15 protein-coding genes are annotated in these 16,016 nt (G+C 64.3%); 3 read left to right on the top strand and 12 right to left on the bottom strand.

Annotated elements, in window-relative coordinates; genetic code table 11:
- Positions 1-794 precede the first annotated feature (794 nt).
- On the top strand, positions 795-1,061 hold the full coding sequence (locus tag FHT02_RS20460; protein ID WP_184091940.1) for a hypothetical protein: 267 nt from the start codon (positions 795-797) through the stop codon (positions 1,059-1,061).
- A gap of 87 nt (positions 1,062-1,148) precedes the next feature.
- On the opposite strand, the gene FHT02_RS20455 is transcribed toward FHT02_RS20460, so the two are convergent.
- A complete protein-coding gene (locus tag FHT02_RS20455; RefSeq protein ID WP_184091938.1) occupies positions 1,149-1,622 on the bottom strand; it encodes an Lrp/AsnC family transcriptional regulator in 474 nt (157 codons plus the stop codon).
- Positions 1,623-1,733: 111 nt separating this feature from the next.
- Here FHT02_RS20455 and FHT02_RS20450 point away from each other — a divergent pair, with 111 nt between their 5' ends.
- On the top strand, positions 1,734-2,621 hold the full coding sequence (locus FHT02_RS20450; protein WP_184091936.1) for an EamA family transporter: 888 nt from the start codon (positions 1,734-1,736) through the stop codon (positions 2,619-2,621).
- Positions 2,622-3,218: 597 nt separating this feature from the next.
- Here the strand turns inward: FHT02_RS20450 and FHT02_RS20445 are convergent.
- The 7 genes from FHT02_RS20445 to FHT02_RS20415 form a co-directional block, all read right to left on the bottom strand.
- Positions 3,219-3,458, bottom strand: coding sequence for a hypothetical protein (locus FHT02_RS20445; RefSeq protein ID WP_184091934.1), 240 nt, complete (start codon positions 3,456-3,458; stop codon positions 3,219-3,221).
- A 149-nt stretch (positions 3,459-3,607) separates the two neighbouring features.
- Positions 3,608-4,507, bottom strand: coding sequence for a hypothetical protein (locus FHT02_RS20440; protein WP_184091932.1), 900 nt, complete (start codon positions 4,505-4,507; stop codon positions 3,608-3,610).
- 121 nt (positions 4,508-4,628) lie between these two features.
- Positions 4,629-5,024, bottom strand: a complete 396-nt coding sequence (locus FHT02_RS20435) for a hypothetical protein (RefSeq protein ID WP_184091930.1) — start codon at positions 5,022-5,024, stop codon at positions 4,629-4,631.
- Positions 5,025-5,369: 345 nt separating this feature from the next.
- On the bottom strand, positions 5,370-7,880 hold the full coding sequence (gene gyrB, locus FHT02_RS20430) for a DNA topoisomerase (ATP-hydrolyzing) subunit B (protein ID WP_425506471.1): 2,511 nt from the start codon (positions 7,878-7,880) through the stop codon (positions 5,370-5,372).
- Positions 7,881-7,943: 63 nt separating this feature from the next.
- Entirely contained in the window at positions 7,944-8,306 is a 363-nt protein-coding gene (locus tag FHT02_RS20425) for an ArsR/SmtB family transcription factor (RefSeq protein WP_221239617.1), read from the bottom strand.
- Between the two features lie 255 nt (positions 8,307-8,561).
- Positions 8,562-9,419: an SDR family oxidoreductase gene (locus tag FHT02_RS20420; RefSeq protein WP_184091926.1), complete on the bottom strand. Its 858-nt coding sequence runs from the start codon at positions 9,417-9,419 to the stop codon at positions 8,562-8,564.
- A 200-nt stretch (positions 9,420-9,619) separates the two neighbouring features.
- Entirely contained in the window at positions 9,620-10,465 is an 846-nt protein-coding gene (locus FHT02_RS20415; RefSeq protein ID WP_184091924.1) for an oxygenase MpaB family protein, read from the bottom strand.
- 134 nt (positions 10,466-10,599) lie between these two features.
- Here FHT02_RS20415 and ppc point away from each other — a divergent pair, with 134 nt between their 5' ends.
- Positions 10,600-13,272, top strand: coding sequence for a phosphoenolpyruvate carboxylase (gene ppc / locus FHT02_RS20410; protein WP_184091922.1), 2,673 nt, complete (start codon positions 10,600-10,602; stop codon positions 13,270-13,272).
- A gap of 9 nt (positions 13,273-13,281) precedes the next feature.
- Here the strand turns inward: ppc and FHT02_RS20405 are convergent, their stop codons facing one another.
- The 4 genes from FHT02_RS20405 to FHT02_RS20390 all read right to left on the bottom strand — a co-directional run bounded on the left by FHT02_RS20405 (position 13,282) and on the right by FHT02_RS20390 (position 15,950).
- Positions 13,282-13,677 carry an acyl-CoA thioesterase gene (locus FHT02_RS20405; RefSeq protein WP_184091920.1) on the bottom strand — a complete coding sequence of 132 codons (396 nt, stop codon included), beginning with the start codon at positions 13,675-13,677 and terminating at the stop codon, positions 13,282-13,284.
- A gap of 43 nt (positions 13,678-13,720) precedes the next feature.
- Positions 13,721-14,662, bottom strand: a complete 942-nt coding sequence (locus FHT02_RS20400; RefSeq protein WP_184091918.1) for an MliC family protein — start codon at positions 14,660-14,662, stop codon at positions 13,721-13,723.
- Positions 14,663-14,738: 76 nt separating this feature from the next.
- Positions 14,739-15,083 (bottom strand): DNA primase, encoded by a 345-nt coding sequence (locus tag FHT02_RS20395; protein WP_184091916.1) that lies wholly within the window; start codon positions 15,081-15,083, stop codon positions 14,739-14,741.
- A 90-nt stretch (positions 15,084-15,173) separates the two neighbouring features.
- Positions 15,174-15,950: an MFS transporter gene (locus FHT02_RS20390; protein ID WP_184091914.1), complete on the bottom strand. Its 777-nt coding sequence runs from the start codon at positions 15,948-15,950 to the stop codon at positions 15,174-15,176.
- Between the last annotated feature and the right edge of the window lie 66 nt (positions 15,951-16,016).

Genomic DNA, 16,016 nt, shown 5'->3' with positions numbered 1-16,016 from the left:
AAAGCTGGGCAGAAACCAGTAATGTATTGTCGCTTCCCAATCCACCACACCGGTGCCCTTGCGGCAGCGGAGAGTAGCCTTCGCCTGTTGACTCAAGCCGCGATAGAGAAGCCGCCCTTCCGCTTCCGCCCAATGCCGGACACTCGGGGTGCTTGGCGCGCTTCCCGAAAGCTGCCGTCCATTCAGGCGGGTCGGGAAGCCGAAAACGTCAAATTTGTCATCTTAGGCCGGTCTGAGGGCAGCCATCGTTGGCGACCTTCGCAAACCGCACCTCATCCCTATTGCCACCAAACGCCAAACTGGCACAGTTTCACAATGAGGCGTCTTCATGCTTACTCGTTCGCCGTCCTGGTTTTCGCGGCCTGCGGATTTGCGTTTCTCTGGCTCAAAGCTCGAGACGATCTGAAGCGCCTAGAAATCGAAGTTTCCCACGCGGACGTATATCGACCGTATCTAAATTTAGCTCTTTTGAGATTTTCGCACGACAGCGGCATCACCACTGAAGAGGTTTCTACTCACTTTCGACCGCTTACTTTCGAAGCACGGTCGGAGGTATGCACCCAATTTCGCGGTAGAGTTGGCCAGCTTGGCCGAGACCGGACCTACTGCTTCTCGAAGGAAGATGGACGCCTCGTATACGTATCGAAGAAATGATGCGCCCAGGCTATGGCGCGTGGAGCGAGATAGGGCGCTGACCGCCCAAACTACGACATTCACCGGTACCGCAGCCTTGCATGAAAGCTGACGTTGGCGGAGCCATTCCGTCGCGCTAACGTCATGCTGAGGAGAACAACGTGGCCGAGCGCGATCCAAACCTAATCACGTCCAGCTTGTCGCGTGAAGAAAGCCGCGATGGCGTCACCGTACGAGTTGAGATCTACAGGCTTGAGGATCGCCCAGGATGGGCGCTTGAGGTCGTGAACGGCGAGGGCACGTCAACAGTATGGGACGAGCTGTTCGAAACCGATGATGCAGCCGATGCAGCATTCCGCGAAACGTTGGCAGCCGAGGGGATGGTTGCCTTCCTAGACGGGGCCACTGTCATCCCGTTTCGGCGATAAACGCCCACTTGCGGACATTCAGGTAAACAGGGAACGTCGCCAAAAAAAGAGCAGCCACTCGTTCACCTGCTCTCTGCTGACGCAAGGCTATTCCACTGGCACAGGACTGAGTGGTTTGACGTGCCGGATTACGACGAGCGTTTTGAAGCTCCGGACGTGCTCATTGGCCGAGAACAGCCGGGTCGCCAGCTCGTCGTAGCCCTCCATATCGCGGGCCACGATCCGGACGGCGAGGTCGTGATCGCCAGTGACGTTCCATGCTTCGACGACCTCAGGCTCCAGCGCGAACAGCCGTATCATCTCGTCAATGGTGCGAGCGCCCTCGCGTTCGAGCGTGACCATGACGATCATCGATAGGGGCCAGCCGAGCGTCCGTGGTCGCACGATCGCAATCTCGCGCTCGATCACACCTTCCTCACGCAGCCGGCGGATGCGGCGGTAACATGCTGGTGCCGACAGCCCTACTGCTTCAGCAATAGCGGCGACGGACCGCTGCGTGTCGATCTGCAACAACCTCAGGAGCCGCCGGTCAAAATCGTCGAGTGAGATCGAGGTGTTCATCCAACTCGCAATTACCGATAATCTTTATCGCTTGCGAGCCTATTTTGACCGCGTCGATCGGCACCCTAGCTTACAACCCGGCCTCGACCTTCCTTCGCGAGACTCCAACGAATGACCGCTATCTCTCACCCGTCTGACCGGCGCGTCGACCTCACCGCCCTTGTCGCGCTGACCGGCTCGCTCCTGGCGATCAGCATCGGTGCCTCGTTTGCCAAGGGTCTGTTCCCTGCGGTTGGTTCGGAAGGTGCAACGGCGCTGCGCTTGATCTTCAGTGCCTGCGTTCTGTCAGTTGTGTTCCGGCCATGGCGCACGCTGAGTCGTGCCGGTTGGCGCTCTCTTCTACCCTACGGCGTCGCGCTCGGAGTGATGAACCTGGTCTTCTACAAGGCGCTAACGTTCATCCCGCTTGGCGTTGCCATTGCCATCGAGTTCACCGGACCCCTCGCCGTTGCACTTCTCACCTCGCGTCGAAAGACAGACTTCCTGTGGATCGCCTTAGCCGTCTTCGGCTTGGCACTGCTACTTCCAGTCTGGGGCACCGCAGCGGCCCTCGACTGGCGGGGCGTTGCGCTAGCTGCTGCCGCAGGCGCCTGCTGGGCGACCTACATCCTCGTGGGGAAGAAGGCTGGCCAGGATCACGGCATCACGGCGGTGGCTGGCGGTATGGTCATCGCCGCGCTGGTCGCGGCGCCGGTTGGCATCGCCCACGCCGGCGCGGCGATGCTTCGCCCCGAGGTCCTGGCGGTCGGCCTGCTCGTCGGCATCGTGTCTAGCGCGCTTCCGTACACCCTGGAGATGATCGCGCTTCCGCGACTGCCGACCAATACGTTCGGCACGCTCCTGAGCGCGGAGCCTGCTGTCGGCGCGCTTGTGGGCCTCGTGGTCTTAGGCGAGGCGCTGGCAATCTCGCAGTGGCTGGCGATCGGTTTGATCGTGTGTTCCTCCGTCGGTGCAGCAATGGCAACCAAGGGGGATGCAGCGCCTGACCCAGTCGGCTGAACGAGTGGCTTGCAATGGCGGCTCGGCTGCCGAAATCTGTCGGTCCGTTTCCCTTGCCATTTTCGGTCGTTTCGGGACGCCGAGGCGCTTCCCGAAAGCGGAACGGCAGCTATCGCCGAGGCGGCTCCCGATAGCGGCCGGGCTGAAAACGCCCATTGTCGGCTATTCAGGCTAGCAGCGTGACTCCCCAGAAGCGGACTCCTGTTCATTTGAGTTGGTGAGCCACAAGGCTGCCTTACGGCGCGGCGACACACCGCTGCGCCGCAAAAGCAAAGAGATGTAACATGGGAGCTATAAAGCTGACCGGTGAAGATGAATTTGCCCTTGATCGTGAGGTAAGCTTTATGGGTAAGTGGTGTCTCGCAGTTGCTGTCGCTCTGACTGGAATGTCGGCTACAGCTGAAGCGCAAGAAGTGGATTGGGGCCCGATCATCCATGCGGAGGCCATGGGCAGCGCGGTAGCGGAGGCCGGACGAGAGAAAAGGACCGGATCGCAACAGCGGTCACCTCGCGCTGCGAACGACCCCCTTCGACGTAAGTGCAAGGCGGCTCGAGCCGCGGCGAAGATCAAGACGCCGCCAAACTGGTACTCAACCCTCAGCAAATGCCTCGCTGCTGGTTACTGATGATGAGGTGGCCCCTCAGCAGTCGGCGCCGTTCCTCCGCTCTGTAAACGCGTTGGTAGCTTGCATCAAGCGAGGCCAATATATCTTTGATATCGGTTCCAGACACGTTCGGAAGTGTTACCAGCGTGCGCTTTGTTTCCACGACATGCTCCTCCAACGCGCGAACATAGTCATGCGCGAGGGCGCTTTCCGCCCCGGTGATCTTAGACATGCGACCGCCTGCTTTGCCTTTGGCTTGAAGGTGCGCATACAACCCTGGAGGCTGGTTGGAACGCTCGTCTGATCGCGCCATTCCCGTTTCCCGATCCTAATCGGGAAGGCTTCAGGCTTCCGCCTACCCACCCTCCGCCTCCGCATGGATCAGGGTGCACCTTGTAGGTAAGCGGTCACTTGCTCCTGCAGGCGCCGAGCGGCTCCGGCAGCCGGGGCAGGGCTCTTGCTTAAGGCGTCGAGCGTGCGGAGGGCCGAAGGTCCATGGCGCTCGCTAGCGAAGAGCGCGAGGCCGTTCTCCACCACCACCGGATCGTAGTCAGTGGCGCCGGCGACGCAGGCGAGATACCGCACGACGTTGTCGATGCCCGCAGCATCGAGCGGCATCATTTCGACGCTCTGCTCCCCGGCGAGATCCTTGGGATAGCGCGCGTAGAAGGCATCGGCGAGCGCCCCGCCGACTTTTCCTTCGGAATGGATCTGCGCGCACGTGGGCAGGGGCAAGCCTTTGGGAGGGGCTGGGCGAATGGACAAGACGGCGTCGTTCTTCGGGATTGCCAGGAGCGCCAGCAGCGCATCGTAACGGGCGGCGCATTGCGGCACGGGGTGCTCGCGGCAGCTCAGGTCGCGGCTGCGCGCCCAGGCTGCCGATAAGATCGGTGCGCTGGAAGGTCTGGGCGCATCGCCTGCGCCCGATCCCGAAAGCAACGCTGCTCGGCTCTCCGCTAGGCGTACGGCGCTGTCGGCGAAGATCACTTGCTCGGCTTGGGCGGCTTCTGTCGCCGCCGCGTCGCCCAGCTGCTGGAGCACAGCCCGGAACGCCGCCGCGGCCTCCGGGCTGTCCACCTTGCGGCCGATGTGGGCGATCTCCGCATCGGCGCAGGCGATCAGCGAGGATGGACCGCCCCGCGCCTTGTCGCGGCAGTCGGCATAGTCCTCTTGCGCTTGCACATGCGAAGTGTGCGCAGGCTGTAAGGCCGCAGTCGCGTCCGGCGCTTCGCCCCCGCAGGCGACGAGCACAAAACTCAGGAAGCTGGCATATCGGCGCATGTCATAGCCTAGCGCTCCTAAACGGTGGTACGAACGCACCTGCGGCACCGAAACGTCCGGTGCGTCGCCTATTGAGCGCGTCCCGTCGTATTCCGGTTCCCGAGGCGGGGTACGGATAGGGTCACCCCCGATTGGCCGGCTTCAGGGCAAGTGCGAACCCCGCGGGATCGGCCACGTCCGACACCCACTTGGTGCCTTCGTAGTCGAAGTCGATGTGAATATCGGTGCTGGCGCGATCGATCGTGATCAGGCACTTCTTCCAGGGCGCCTTGCCCTGCAGCTGCATCGCATCGCGCAGCTTCGCGGCGGTCTCGAGCGGTTCGATGCCATCGGGCCCGGCGGCCTCCCAGTCGCCCGCGGAGTAGATGTAGCCGAACATCTGCTTGCGCCCATCGAGGTTGATGACAAGCGAGAGCTGCTCCCACCGCTCAGACAGGTAAAAGGGATCGCTTGTGATCCCCGAACCAAGCTGCTGTACGAGATTGTCTGCTGCTTTCGTGTCGAAACGTTGGGTCATGCCTCCCTTAAGAGCCGGTTTGGAGAGCAGTCGAGGAGTAAGAGACTGTCTGCCATCCCAGCGGGACGAGCCATTTTCGCATCGGCTGTTCAGAAAGGCCGAGGCTGTCCCGGAATACCATCATCTGAGAGGACGACGGCATCAGCCCCTCACTAGACAGCGCGTCCGCGAGATAGTGGAAAATGCTAGGGCGGATCGGCTGCTCTAGGTTTTTCTAACTTAGCAATGCGTCGCCAAAATTGGAAAGAATGGCCATCGATGTAGGCCCCCGGCGGCGTTCCATTTCCATTTATTAAGCGGGCATTTCCACTTTTTTAGTGGTCGGACCAATCTTCCACAACAGTCTCACACGTCGAGATTAGCCACGCTCAGTGCGTTTTCCTGGATGAACTCGCGGCGGGGTTCCACCACGTCGCCCATCAGCTGGGTGAAGATCGCGTCGGCTACGTCCGCCTGATCGACCTGGACCACCAGCATCGAGCGGTTCTGCGGGTCGAGCGTGGTTTCCCACAGCTGCTCGGCGTTCATCTCGCCCAGCCCCTTGTAGCGCTGGATCGCCAGGCCCTTGCGGCCGGCCGCGAGGATCGCATCGAGGAGCTGCGACGGGCGCGACACCAGCGCCTCGCCCTTGCCGACGGTGACGGGTTCTTCCTCGCCCTCAATTGCCATAGCCGCCTCAACTTCGGTCGCGGGCACGGCCTTGGACGGCACCAGCTTGGAGGGGAGCAAGTAGCTATCGGCCTGTTCGGCGGCAAGCGCATGGAGCTTGCGGGCTTCAGCCGAGACCAGGAAGCTCGGCTCAACGATGTGGTGGTCGGTCACGCCGCGCCACAGCCGCTCGAAATGATAACCGCCATCTTCGGTAATCCGCGCCGACCAGCGTGCATCGGCGTCGGCGGCGTCCAGACGGGTCACCACCGACTTCAAGCTCTCGGCGCGCTGGTCGCGGGTCGCCTCGGGGTCCAGGCCGCGGCCGAGCGCCAGCGCCTCGATGATTGAGGGATCGTAGCGGCGCGGCACGTAGCGGGTCAGGGTGCGCATGCGGCGGGCATGCTCCACCAAGGTGCGCAGATCCTCACCCGAGCGGATGGTGCCCGCGGTGTCGAGCACGTTGCCGCCCACGCCGGCATCGACGAGATACTGGTCGAGCGCACTGTCGTCCTTGAGGTACACTTCGCTGCGGCCCTTGCTCGCTTTATAAAGCGGCGGCTGGGCGATGTAGAGATGCCCGGCGGTGATGATCTCGGGCATCTGGCGATAGAAGAAGGTCAGCAGCAGCGTGCGGATATGCGCGCCGTCGACGTCTGCGTCGGTCATGATGACGATCTTGTGGTAGCGCAGCTTTTCCAGGTTAAAGTCGTCGCGGCCGATGCCGGTGCCCATCGCCTGGATCAGCGTGCCGATCTCGCGGCTGGACAACATTCGGTCGAAGCGGGCGCGCTCGACATTGAGGATCTTGCCGCGCAGCGGAAGGATCGCCTGGAAGTGGCGGTCGCGGCCCTGCTTGGCCGATCCGCCGGCCGAGTCACCCTCAACCAGGAACAGTTCGGACTTGGCGGGATCGCGCTCCTGGCAGTCGGCGAGTTTGCCGGGCAAGGAGGCGATGTCCATCACGCCCTTGCGCCGGGTGAGCTCCCGCGCCTTCTTGGCCGCTTCGCGCGCGGCGGCGGCGTCGATCACCTTCTGGATGATCTGACGCGCGACCTGGGGGTTCTCCTCGAGCCATTCGGCGAGCTTGTCAGCCATCAGGCTTTCGAGCGGCTGGCGGACTTCGGAAGAGACCAGCTTGTCCTTGGTCTGCGAGCTGAACTTGGGATCGGGCAGCTTGACCGAAACGATCGCGGTCAGGCCTTCGCGCATGTCGTCGCCGGTGAGCGAGACCTTTTCCTTCTTCAGCGCGCCTGATTTATCGGCATAATTGTTGAGCGTGCGGGTAAGCGCCGCGCGGAATGCAGCCAGATGCGTGCCGCCGTCGCGTTGGGGGATGTTATTGGTGAAGCACAGGACGTTTTCATAATAGGAGTCGTTCCACTCCAGCGCGACGTCGATGGTGACGTCGTCGCGGGTGCCGCTGATCGCGATTGGATCGGGCATCAGCGCGACCTTGTTGCGATCGAGATACTTCACGAATGCGGCGATGCCGCCTTCGTAATAGAGGTCGATCTCCTTAACCTCTTCGTGCCGCGCGTCGCGCAGCTTCAGGCGGACGCCCGAGTTGAGGAAGGCGAGCTCGCGATAGCGGTGCTCAAGCTTCTCAAAGTCGAATTCGGTGATCTTGAAGGTCTCGGGCGAGGCGAGGAAGGTGACACGCGTTCCCTTCTTGCCATTTGCCGGGCCGACCACCTTGAGCGGGGCGACGGCATCGCCGAACGCGAAGCGCATGTAATGCTCCTCGCCATCGCGCCAGATGTTGAGATCGAGCCATTCGGAAAGCGCGTTGACGACCGAAACGCCGACACCGTGAAGACCGCCCGAAACCTTGTACGCGTTGTCGTCCGACGTGTTCTCGAACTTACCGCCGGCATGGAGCTGGGTCATGATGACCTCGGCCGCCGACACGCCTTCTTCGGAGTGGATGCCGGTGGGGATCCCGCGGCCATTGTCTTCGACCGACACCGAACCATCGGCGTTGAGGGTGATGAGGATCAGGTCGCAATGCCCAGCCAGCGCCTCGTCGATCGCGTTGTCCGAAACCTCAAACACCATGTGATGGAGGCCCGAGCCGTCATCGGTGTCGCCGATATACATGCCGGGGCGCTTGCGGACGGCGTCGAGGCCCTTGAGGACCTTGATCGAATCTGCGCCGTAGCTGTTCTGATTGGGAGCGTTGGTGTCGTCGGTTGCCATGCCCAGCATATAGGGTCCGCGCCGGTGAAACGGAAGCGAAATGGCACCCGTGGCGGGGCTGCGGCGCAGGCGTCACGCCAGCGTCGCCGCACGGTCGATCAGGGCGGCGGTGCGCGCGGCGGTGGGGCTGGCGAGCGCGTTCCAGCGGCGCAGCCAGAGCCCCGCTTCGACCAACGGATCGGCATTGAGCGTGCAGCGCCGGCACTTGCCCTCGCGCTGCCGCCGGACGAGCCCGGCGGATTCGAGCACGGCAAGATGCTTTGCGGCGGCGGCGTCGCTGATCGCGAAGCCGGCGAGCAGGTCGCCGGTGCGCAGATCGCCTTGCGCGAGGCGATCGAGCATCGCCCGGCGCGTCGGATCGGCAAGCGCGTGGAAGGTTTCTCCGACTCGGCTGACGATCATCACGTCGACCAGTCTGGCAAGAGGATCATCCAACCTTTTGGTTGGGTGAAGAACCGCAGCAATTCCACCGTTTTTGCGGATTCTTGGCGCTGGTGATGTTGCCAAAGTTGCGGTCTGACGCGGGGTCGCGCCGGATGCGGTGGGTATGCGTGAGTCGAACATAAGGCGAACGACAGCAGAGCAAATCCCACATTGCCAGCGGATTCGATCAGGTCACCGCTATTGGCGAGAAGCGATAGCTGCGCCAACCGGCGCGGGCGCAGCTATCCGTCGGCGCGCTTTATCGGCTCAGAGGATCGGCTTGCCGCCGGTGACCGCCACCGTGGCGCCCGAGACATAGCTCGCCTCATCGCTTGCCAGCATGACATAGACGGGTGCCAGTTCGCGCGGCTGGCCCGGGCGCTTCATCGGCACCTGCTCGCCGAAGCTTTTCACTTTTTCCGGCGGCATGGTGGACGGGATCAGCGGCGTCCAGATCGGCCCGGGCGCGACGCAATTCACGCGTATGCCCTTCTCGGCCAGCAGCTGGGCGAGCCCGCCGGTGAAGTTCTGGATGGCCCCCTTGCTGGTCGCATAAGCGAGCAGCTGCGGGCTGGGGGTATCGGCGTTCACCGAGGTTGTGTTGATGATCGCCCCCCCTTCGCGCATGTGCGGCGTCGCGGCCTTGGTCAGATAGAACATCGCGTGGATGTTGGTGCGGAACGTGGTGTCCCATTCCTCGTCCGAGATTTCGGCGATGTCGTCGAACGTCTGCTGGTGGGCCGCATTGTTGACGAGGATGTCGACGCGCCCGAATTCCTCGACCGCCTTGGCGATGATCGCGCGGCAATGCGCCGCATCCTGGATGTCGCCCGGCACCAGCACAGCCTTCCGCCCGGCTTCCTCGATGAGGCGCGCGGTGTCCTGTGCGTCCTGGTCCTCGTTCAGATAGGAGATGAGGACGTCGGCACCCTCGCGCGCATAGGCGATCGCGACGGCGCGGCCGATGCCGCTGTCGCCGCCCGTGATCACGGCCTTCTTGCCCGCCAGCCTTCCCGAGCCGCGATAGCTTTCCTCGCCATGATCGGGCTTGGGATCCATCGCGGCGGTGCTGCCGGGGATCGGCTGTGGCTGATCGGGGAAGGGGGGCTTGGGAAAGTCGGTCATGATATGCTCCTGCAACCGCTGCAAAAAACCTTGGACGTGACCGACGTTCCCCTTTTCGGCGTTCGAGCCGTAAAAGGTTCAGGGCGTCGAGGGTTTGATCCGGATGCGCAGCATCGCTTTGGGAAAGGCGATGATGACTGGCTTGCAATCGGCGCTCCTCCTCGACATCGCCGCTGGCCAGCTGCCAGGCATCACCCCGTTTATCGGAACGCCCACCGCATTGTCTCAGCGGCGCCGCGCGTGACCGCGCGTACCGCAGGCGTCGCCAAGCCCGGTCCCGAAATGCCGTGCATCCGCCTGGCCCAGGCCGGCAGCAGGTCGATCGCGGCCTGGAAGGTGATGGCCTGGAATGGCTTGGTCGCCAGATTGGGGGCCGGCTGGTCGAGCAGGATGTGCGCCACTTCGCGGGTTCGCGCGTCGACCAGCAGCTCGCTTCGCATCGTGTCGATCAACGCCTCCGCCTCTGTGCGGCTGCGCGGCACGGGATCGGCGCCCAGCGCCGTCGCCACCTGCGCCACTTCGGCGAAATAACGGTCCTGATCGGCCATCGACATGCCCGGCTCGGCATAGCGGCGCCACGCGTCGAGGAAGCTGATGCTCTCGGTGACATGCACCCAAGCGAGCAGGCGCGGATCGTCGGCGCAGTACGGCGTGCCATCGGGCAACGTTCCGTGCACGAAGCCATGCACCTGGCGCACCTTGGCGATGATCGCCTCGGCCTCGGCGCGCGATCCGTAGCTGGTCACGGCGATGAACCGCGCGGTACGCCGCAGCCGCCCCTGCATGTCCTCGCGGAACTTCGAATGATCCCATACGCCGGCGAGCACGGCGGGATGCAGCATCTGGAGGAGCAGGGAGGCGACGCCGCCCACCATCATGCTGGTCAGATCGCCATGCACCCGCCAGGTGACCGATTGCGGGCCGAACAGCCCGTCGGCGCGGCGCATCACCGGCTGCTCGCCCTTGGCCCGATCATGGAAGACCGACCGGACCTGCCCGACCAAAGCGGTCTTGAGCGATCGGGCGGCGAGGGTGGCGGGGTTCATCTGCACAAGGTAGGAAGTGTCTGCGCACAAGCAAGAAAGTTGCGGCAACAGCGTGGTTGCGGAAGGCATCATTGCCCGCCGGCAACCACTGCTATGGTTGACCGCGCCTTTTCCGGCGTGCAGCAACCCCCGCCATGGCAAGCCTGGCGATCGCGAACAATCCCGACATCCGTTTCCTCGGTCGCCTGCTTGGCGACGTGATCCGCGCCTATGGCGGCGAGGAGCTGTTCAGGCGAATCGAATATATCCGCTCGACCTCGGTCGACCGGCACCGCGGTGTCGTGGAGGCGGAGGCAACCGATTCCGGGCTGGAGCGGCTGAGCCTGGACGACACGCTAGATTTTGTTCGCGGCTTCATGCTGTTCTCGATGCTCGCCAATCTGGCCGAGGACCGGCAGGGCAACCAGACCGAACGCCATGCCGATGTCGCCTCCGCGCTCGAACGGCTGGCGGGCGAAGGGATCGGCCGCGACGCCGTGAAGGCGCTGCTCGATCAGGCGCTGGTGGTGCCGGTGCTCACCGCCCACCCGACCGAAGTCCGCCGCAAGTCGATGATCGACCACAAGAACCGGATCGCCGAGCTGATGACGCTCAAGGATATGGGGCTTGAGGAGACCGAGGACGGCGACAAGATCGACGAAGCGATCCTGCGGCAGATCGCGCTGCTGTGGCAGACGCGCGTGCTGCGCCGTGAAAAGCTGGGCGTTGCCGACGAGATCGAAACGGCGCTTTCCTATTTCCGCGACGTGTTTCTGCCGGTGCTGCCCGCACTCTATGCCCGCTGGGACCGGGCACTGGGAGAGCGCATCCCATCGTTCCTGCGCGCGGGCAACTGGATCGGTGGCGACCGCGATGGTAACCCGTTTGTCACCGCGGATTCGCTTCGTCTGGTGCTTGCCCGATCGGCGCAGGCCGTGCTGGCTTATTATCTCGACGCGGTGCACGCGCTGGGCGCCGAGCTGTCGATCTCGACCGAGCATAGCCAGGTGGACGGCGCCGTGCTGAAGCTGGCCGATGCGAGCCAGGACGCCGGACGCAGCCGCCAGGACGAACCCTATCGCCGTGCCCTGTCGGGCATCTATGCGCGCCTGGCGGCGACGCATGAGTTGTTGGCCGGAGAGCCGCCGGCTCGACCCGCGCCGCTGCCGGGCCAGCCCTATGCGCATCCCGGCGAATTGCGCGACGAACTCGCCGCGATCGCGCGCGGGCTTGCGATGGAGGGGACGGGCCCGCTCGCCAGCGGCGGCGCACTGGGCAGGCTGATCCGCGCAGTGGACACGTTCGGCTTCCACCTCGCCACGCTCGACATGCGCCAGAACAGTGCGGTGCACGAACGCGTCGTCGCCGAGCTGTTGCAGGCCGCGGGCGTCGAGGAGGACTATGTCCTGCTGGACGAGGATGCGCGGGTGGCGCTGCTTCGCCGCGAACTGGCGAGCCTGCGGCTGCTGACCAGCCCTTATGCCAGCTATTCGGAAGAAACCGCCTCCGAACTGGCGATCGTCCGTGCCGCTGCCGAGGCCCATGGCAAGTACGGCCGCGCGTGCATCACGCATTACATCGTCTCGATGGCGCAGTCGGTGTCCGATCTGCTCGAAGTACATGTGCTGCTGAAGGAAGCCGGGCTGTACGTGCCGGGCGATCAGCCGCGGGCGGACATCATGGCCATCCCGCTGTTCGAGACGATCGCCGATCTGGAAGGCGCGCCGGCAATCATGCAGGGGTGGCTCGGCCTGCCGGAGGTCGCCGCCATCGCTGCAGGGCGCGGACATCAGGAAGTGATGATCGGCTATTCGGACTCGAACAAGGACGGCGGCTATCTCACCTCGACCTGGCAGCTGTCGCGCGGCTCGACCGCGCTCAAGCCGGTGTTCGAAGCGGCCGATTTGGCGATGCAGCTGTTCCACGGCCGGGGCGGGGCGGTGGGGCGCGGTGGCGGCTCCAGCTTCTCGGCGATCCTGGCGCAGCCGCCGGGCACCGTGCAGGGGCGCATCCGCATCACCGAACAAGGCGAAGTGATCGCCGCCAAATATGGCACGCGCGCCAGTGCGATGACCAATTTGGAAGCCATGGCATCGGCCACGCTGATCGCCAGCCTTGAACCCGAGAAACTGGCGCCCGCCGACGCGGCACGCTTCGCTACGGCGATGGACCAGCTTTCCGAGGCCGCGTTCAAGGCCTATCGCGGGCTGGTCTATGAGACCGAGGGCTTTCGTACCTTCTTCCGTCAGGCCACGCCGATCGCCGAGATCGCTGGCCTCAAGATCGGCTCCCGGCCCGCGAGCCGCAAGAAGTCGGACGCGATCGAGGATCTGCGCGCGATCCCCTGGGTGTTCAGCTGGGCGCAGGCGCGCGTCATGCTGCCCGGCTGGTACGGCGTGGGCGCAGCGATCGACGCGTTCGGGGACAAGGGGCTGCTGCGCGAGATGGCGGCGGCCTGGCCGTTCTTTGGCGCGACGCTCGATAATATGGAGCAGGTGCTCGCCAAGTCGGACATGGCCATCGCCGAACATTATGCCGCGCTGGTCGAGGATCCCGGCTTGCGCGAAGAGGTGTTCGGCCGCATCCGCTCAGGCTGGCAGTCGACGCATGACGGGCTGTTGACGGTGACCGGCCAGACCCGCCTGCTGGGAAAGCATCCCGGGCTGGAGACCTCGATCCGGCTGCGCCTGCCTTACATCGAGCCGCTCAACCTGCTTCAGATCGAGCTTTTGAAGCGGCACCGTGCGGGCGAGGACGATCCGCGGATCGGCGAAGGCATCCTGCTGTCGATCAACGCCATCGCGACAGCGCTGCGTAACAGCGGCTGAGGTCCTTGATCAGGCGAGGAAGGGCGCGATGACCTCCGCCGTCACGCGCGCCGGCCGTCCGGTCGCCTGGTCGAGCATCGCCCAAGTAGTCTTGGCCTCTACCTTCAGCTTCCCGTCATCACCGAGGAACCGCATGTGCCGGTCGAAGCGGGCGCCGCGCGGGCCATCGTCGGCCAGCCAGGTTTCCGCGGTCACCGTCTCCCCTTCGCGGACATTGCCGCGATAGTCGATCTCGTGCCGCGTGATGACCCAGATATAGGCGTCGCGGTGCGCCTCGTCCGCGACAGCGCGCCAGTGGCCGACCGAAATCTCCTGGATCCACTTCACCCACACGGCATTGTTGACATGGCCAAGCTCGTCGATGTCGTCGGGCCCGGCGGTAATGCGTGTGGTGAAGCGCGTCATGCAGACAGTCTAGCCGGATCGTTTGTGCAAGGGGAAGCTGCGCTTAATCGATGATGCGGCAAGCGATCGGCGGCTGCCCGGGCGCAGTGAAGGTCATGTCCGATCCCTTGGCGCGCAGTTCATAGCCCTTGGCCACATAGCGGATGCCCGACGCCGCGCGCTGCCCGCGCAGCGTTGCCAGCACCTTGCCGCCGCGCGACACGATGACGCGGTCTTTGTCGGGGTCGAAGGCGCCCACCAGCCGCGATCCGTCCATGCAGCGATAGCGCGCGGTCGAGCGGTTATCGGCGATGTCCTCGGTCGCAGGCGATGCCGAGGGTGAGGGTTTAGCCTGACCGCGCGGCTGCACGTCGATGCGTTCGATCCGCCAGCGTTTCTGCTCGGCGGTGGCGCCGTCCACGTCGCCAGCGCGGCGCAGCATGGCGCTGCCCAGCAGGTTGAACGGGCGATTGCCCTGCTTCACTCGGCCATAGATCTGCACCGGTACCGAGACATAGCGCTGTCCCGCCCCGGCATCGATCCGCCCGGGCGCGCCGACATTGGCGTGATACTCCGAATATTTTCCGAAGCTTGCGGCAAAGGCCTGGGCGCTCATGCCGGATCCTTTGCCGCGGCCGCGCCACAACAGCCAGGCGTCGCGATACTTGCCCGCCTCAAGCAGCGCGTAATAGGTCTGCACGACATTGGCCGCGCCCTGCGCGCTGTCCTGGGTGAAGGGCGCTTCGCTGATCGGCGTGCGATCGTCGGCAAGCCCGCCCGGCTCGCCCGGCGCCGGCGGCGTCACGGTCTGGGCGATCTCCGTTGCGGCATCCGGAGCCTCAGCCTCGCCGCTCAATCCGGCTGCAGCGCCGTTTGCCGGCGCCGCAGCGTTCGCCACTTCCGCCACGTTGCCGCCGCGCGCGTCCGCCGCCGCTTCGTTGTCGGCGGGCTGGCTCGAGCACGCGGCGAGCGTGCAGGCGGCGGCGAGTGGAAGGAGCAAGCGCATGCGATTCTCTTAACCTATGTTCTGGTCTCCGAGGAACGTCCGCAGCGGGCGGCATGTTCCTCGGCTTCCCGACCGGTCAGGGGCGCAGCGCAGTGTCGTCGCCGTCTTCCAGTTCGTCGTCCAACTCATCCTCGTCGACGTCCTCGTCGTCCAGATCGGCCTGGATCTCGTCCTCGCGCATGTCGTCCAGCGCAATGGCGACGTCGTCATCCTCTTCGCCGAGTTCGCCGTCGACCATGGTGAGGTCGTCGGTATCGTCTTCGTCGCCGTCTTCGCCCAGATCGACGGGAATGTCGGTCAGGATGTTGCCGTTGCTGGGCGCATCATTCGTCGCCTCGATGATCTCGGCGCGCTGCGCCTCGTCATAGCCTTCGGCATCCCAAGTATCGGTGGAATGCGGGGGAACCTGATTGCCGCCCATCGCCTGTCCTCATTCGTTGTACCTGGGGCGTAGGTGCCCCGGTTCATCAGCGCGAACGGCGGGAAAGCCCGAAGCGTTCCACAGGACGGCTCAAGTGGGGCGGAACAGACGGCCGCGCTCTGCGAACAGCACCGCTCCGAACGCCAGCACGCCCATCAGCAGGAACCCGCCATAGAGCGGCACCGTGGTGCCGTTGAACTGCTGCCCGATATACGCGCCGATCAGCGCTCCGCCCATTGTGGAGACGAATCCCTGCAGGCTCGACGCCGTCCCGGCGATCGCCCCCATCTTTTCCATCGCCATCGCCGAGAAATTGGAGGTCGCCAGCCCGAAACAGCCCATCATCAGCGCCTGCAGGATGGCGAAGGTCCACAGATTCTCAAGATCGGCCAGTGCGACCCCCAGATGCACACCCGACGCGACCACCAGGCCCGCCAGCGCCGAATGCGAGATGCGGCGCGTGCCCAGCTTCATCACCAGCCGCGAGTTGAGGAACGAGCCTAGCGCCATGGTGCTAGCCACTGCCGCGAAAATGATCGTGAGCAGTTCGGGCCGATGAAACACGTCCTCCATCACCTGCTGCACCGATCCGATAAAGCCGAACAGCCCGCCCGACAGCAACGCCGTGGCGATCGTGTAGCCAACGGCGGTACGATCGCCGAGCATCAGCTTATAATCGCCCACGATCCTGCGCGGATGCAGCGACTGGCGCGCTTCCGGCTTCAGCGTCTCAGGCATGCGGAGCCAGAACCACGCGACCACCACCAGCGAGATCGCCGCCACGCCCCAGAAAATCATTCGCCACGATCCGCCCGCCGACAGCACGCCCTGCCCGAAGGCGTTGGGGTGGACGCCCCCTGACGGCATCGATGTGCCAGAGTGGAGGTGTTGAAACACCACTGCAGGAGGCGTCCATGGGTGAGGTTAGCACAG

Source organism: Sphingomonas xinjiangensis, from assembly GCF_014199255.1.
In the GTDB taxonomy this organism is placed as follows: Bacteria; Pseudomonadota; Alphaproteobacteria; order Sphingomonadales; family Sphingomonadaceae; genus Sphingomonas; species Sphingomonas xinjiangensis.
This window is presented reverse-complemented; position numbering and strand designations above follow the sequence as displayed.

Bases quoted from the DNA above. Each gene is read 5' to 3' on its own strand.
- FHT02_RS20455 (WP_184091938.1), bottom strand. From the start codon at position 1,622: ATGAACACCTCGATCTCACTCGACGATTTTGACCGGCGGCTCCTGAGG.
- FHT02_RS20450 (WP_184091936.1), top strand. From the start codon at position 1,734: ATGACCGCTATCTCTCACCCGTCTGACCGGCGCGTCGACCTCACCGCC.
- FHT02_RS20445 (WP_184091934.1), bottom strand. From the start codon at position 3,458: ATGTCTAAGATCACCGGGGCGGAAAGCGCCCTCGCGCATGACTATGTT.
- FHT02_RS20440 (WP_184091932.1), bottom strand. From the start codon at position 4,507: ATGCGCCGATATGCCAGCTTCCTGAGTTTTGTGCTCGTCGCCTGCGGG.
- FHT02_RS20435 (WP_184091930.1), bottom strand. From the start codon at position 5,024: ATGACCCAACGTTTCGACACGAAAGCAGCAGACAATCTCGTACAGCAG.
- gyrB (WP_425506471.1), bottom strand. From the start codon at position 7,880: ATGCTGGGCATGGCAACCGACGACACCAACGCTCCCAATCAGAACAGC.
- FHT02_RS20420 (WP_184091926.1), bottom strand. From the start codon at position 9,419: ATGACCGACTTTCCCAAGCCCCCCTTCCCCGATCAGCCACAGCCGATC.
- FHT02_RS20415 (WP_184091924.1), bottom strand. From the start codon at position 10,465: ATGAACCCCGCCACCCTCGCCGCCCGATCGCTCAAGACCGCTTTGGTC.
- ppc (WP_184091922.1), top strand. From the start codon at position 10,600: ATGGCAAGCCTGGCGATCGCGAACAATCCCGACATCCGTTTCCTCGGT.
- FHT02_RS20405 (WP_184091920.1), bottom strand. From the start codon at position 13,677: ATGACGCGCTTCACCACACGCATTACCGCCGGGCCCGACGACATCGAC.
- FHT02_RS20400 (WP_184091918.1), bottom strand. From the start codon at position 14,662: ATGCGCTTGCTCCTTCCACTCGCCGCCGCCTGCACGCTCGCCGCGTGC.
- FHT02_RS20395 (WP_184091916.1), bottom strand. From the start codon at position 15,083: ATGGGCGGCAATCAGGTTCCCCCGCATTCCACCGATACTTGGGATGCC.
- FHT02_RS20390 (WP_184091914.1), bottom strand. From the start codon at position 15,950: ATGCCGTCAGGGGGCGTCCACCCCAACGCCTTCGGGCAGGGCGTGCTG.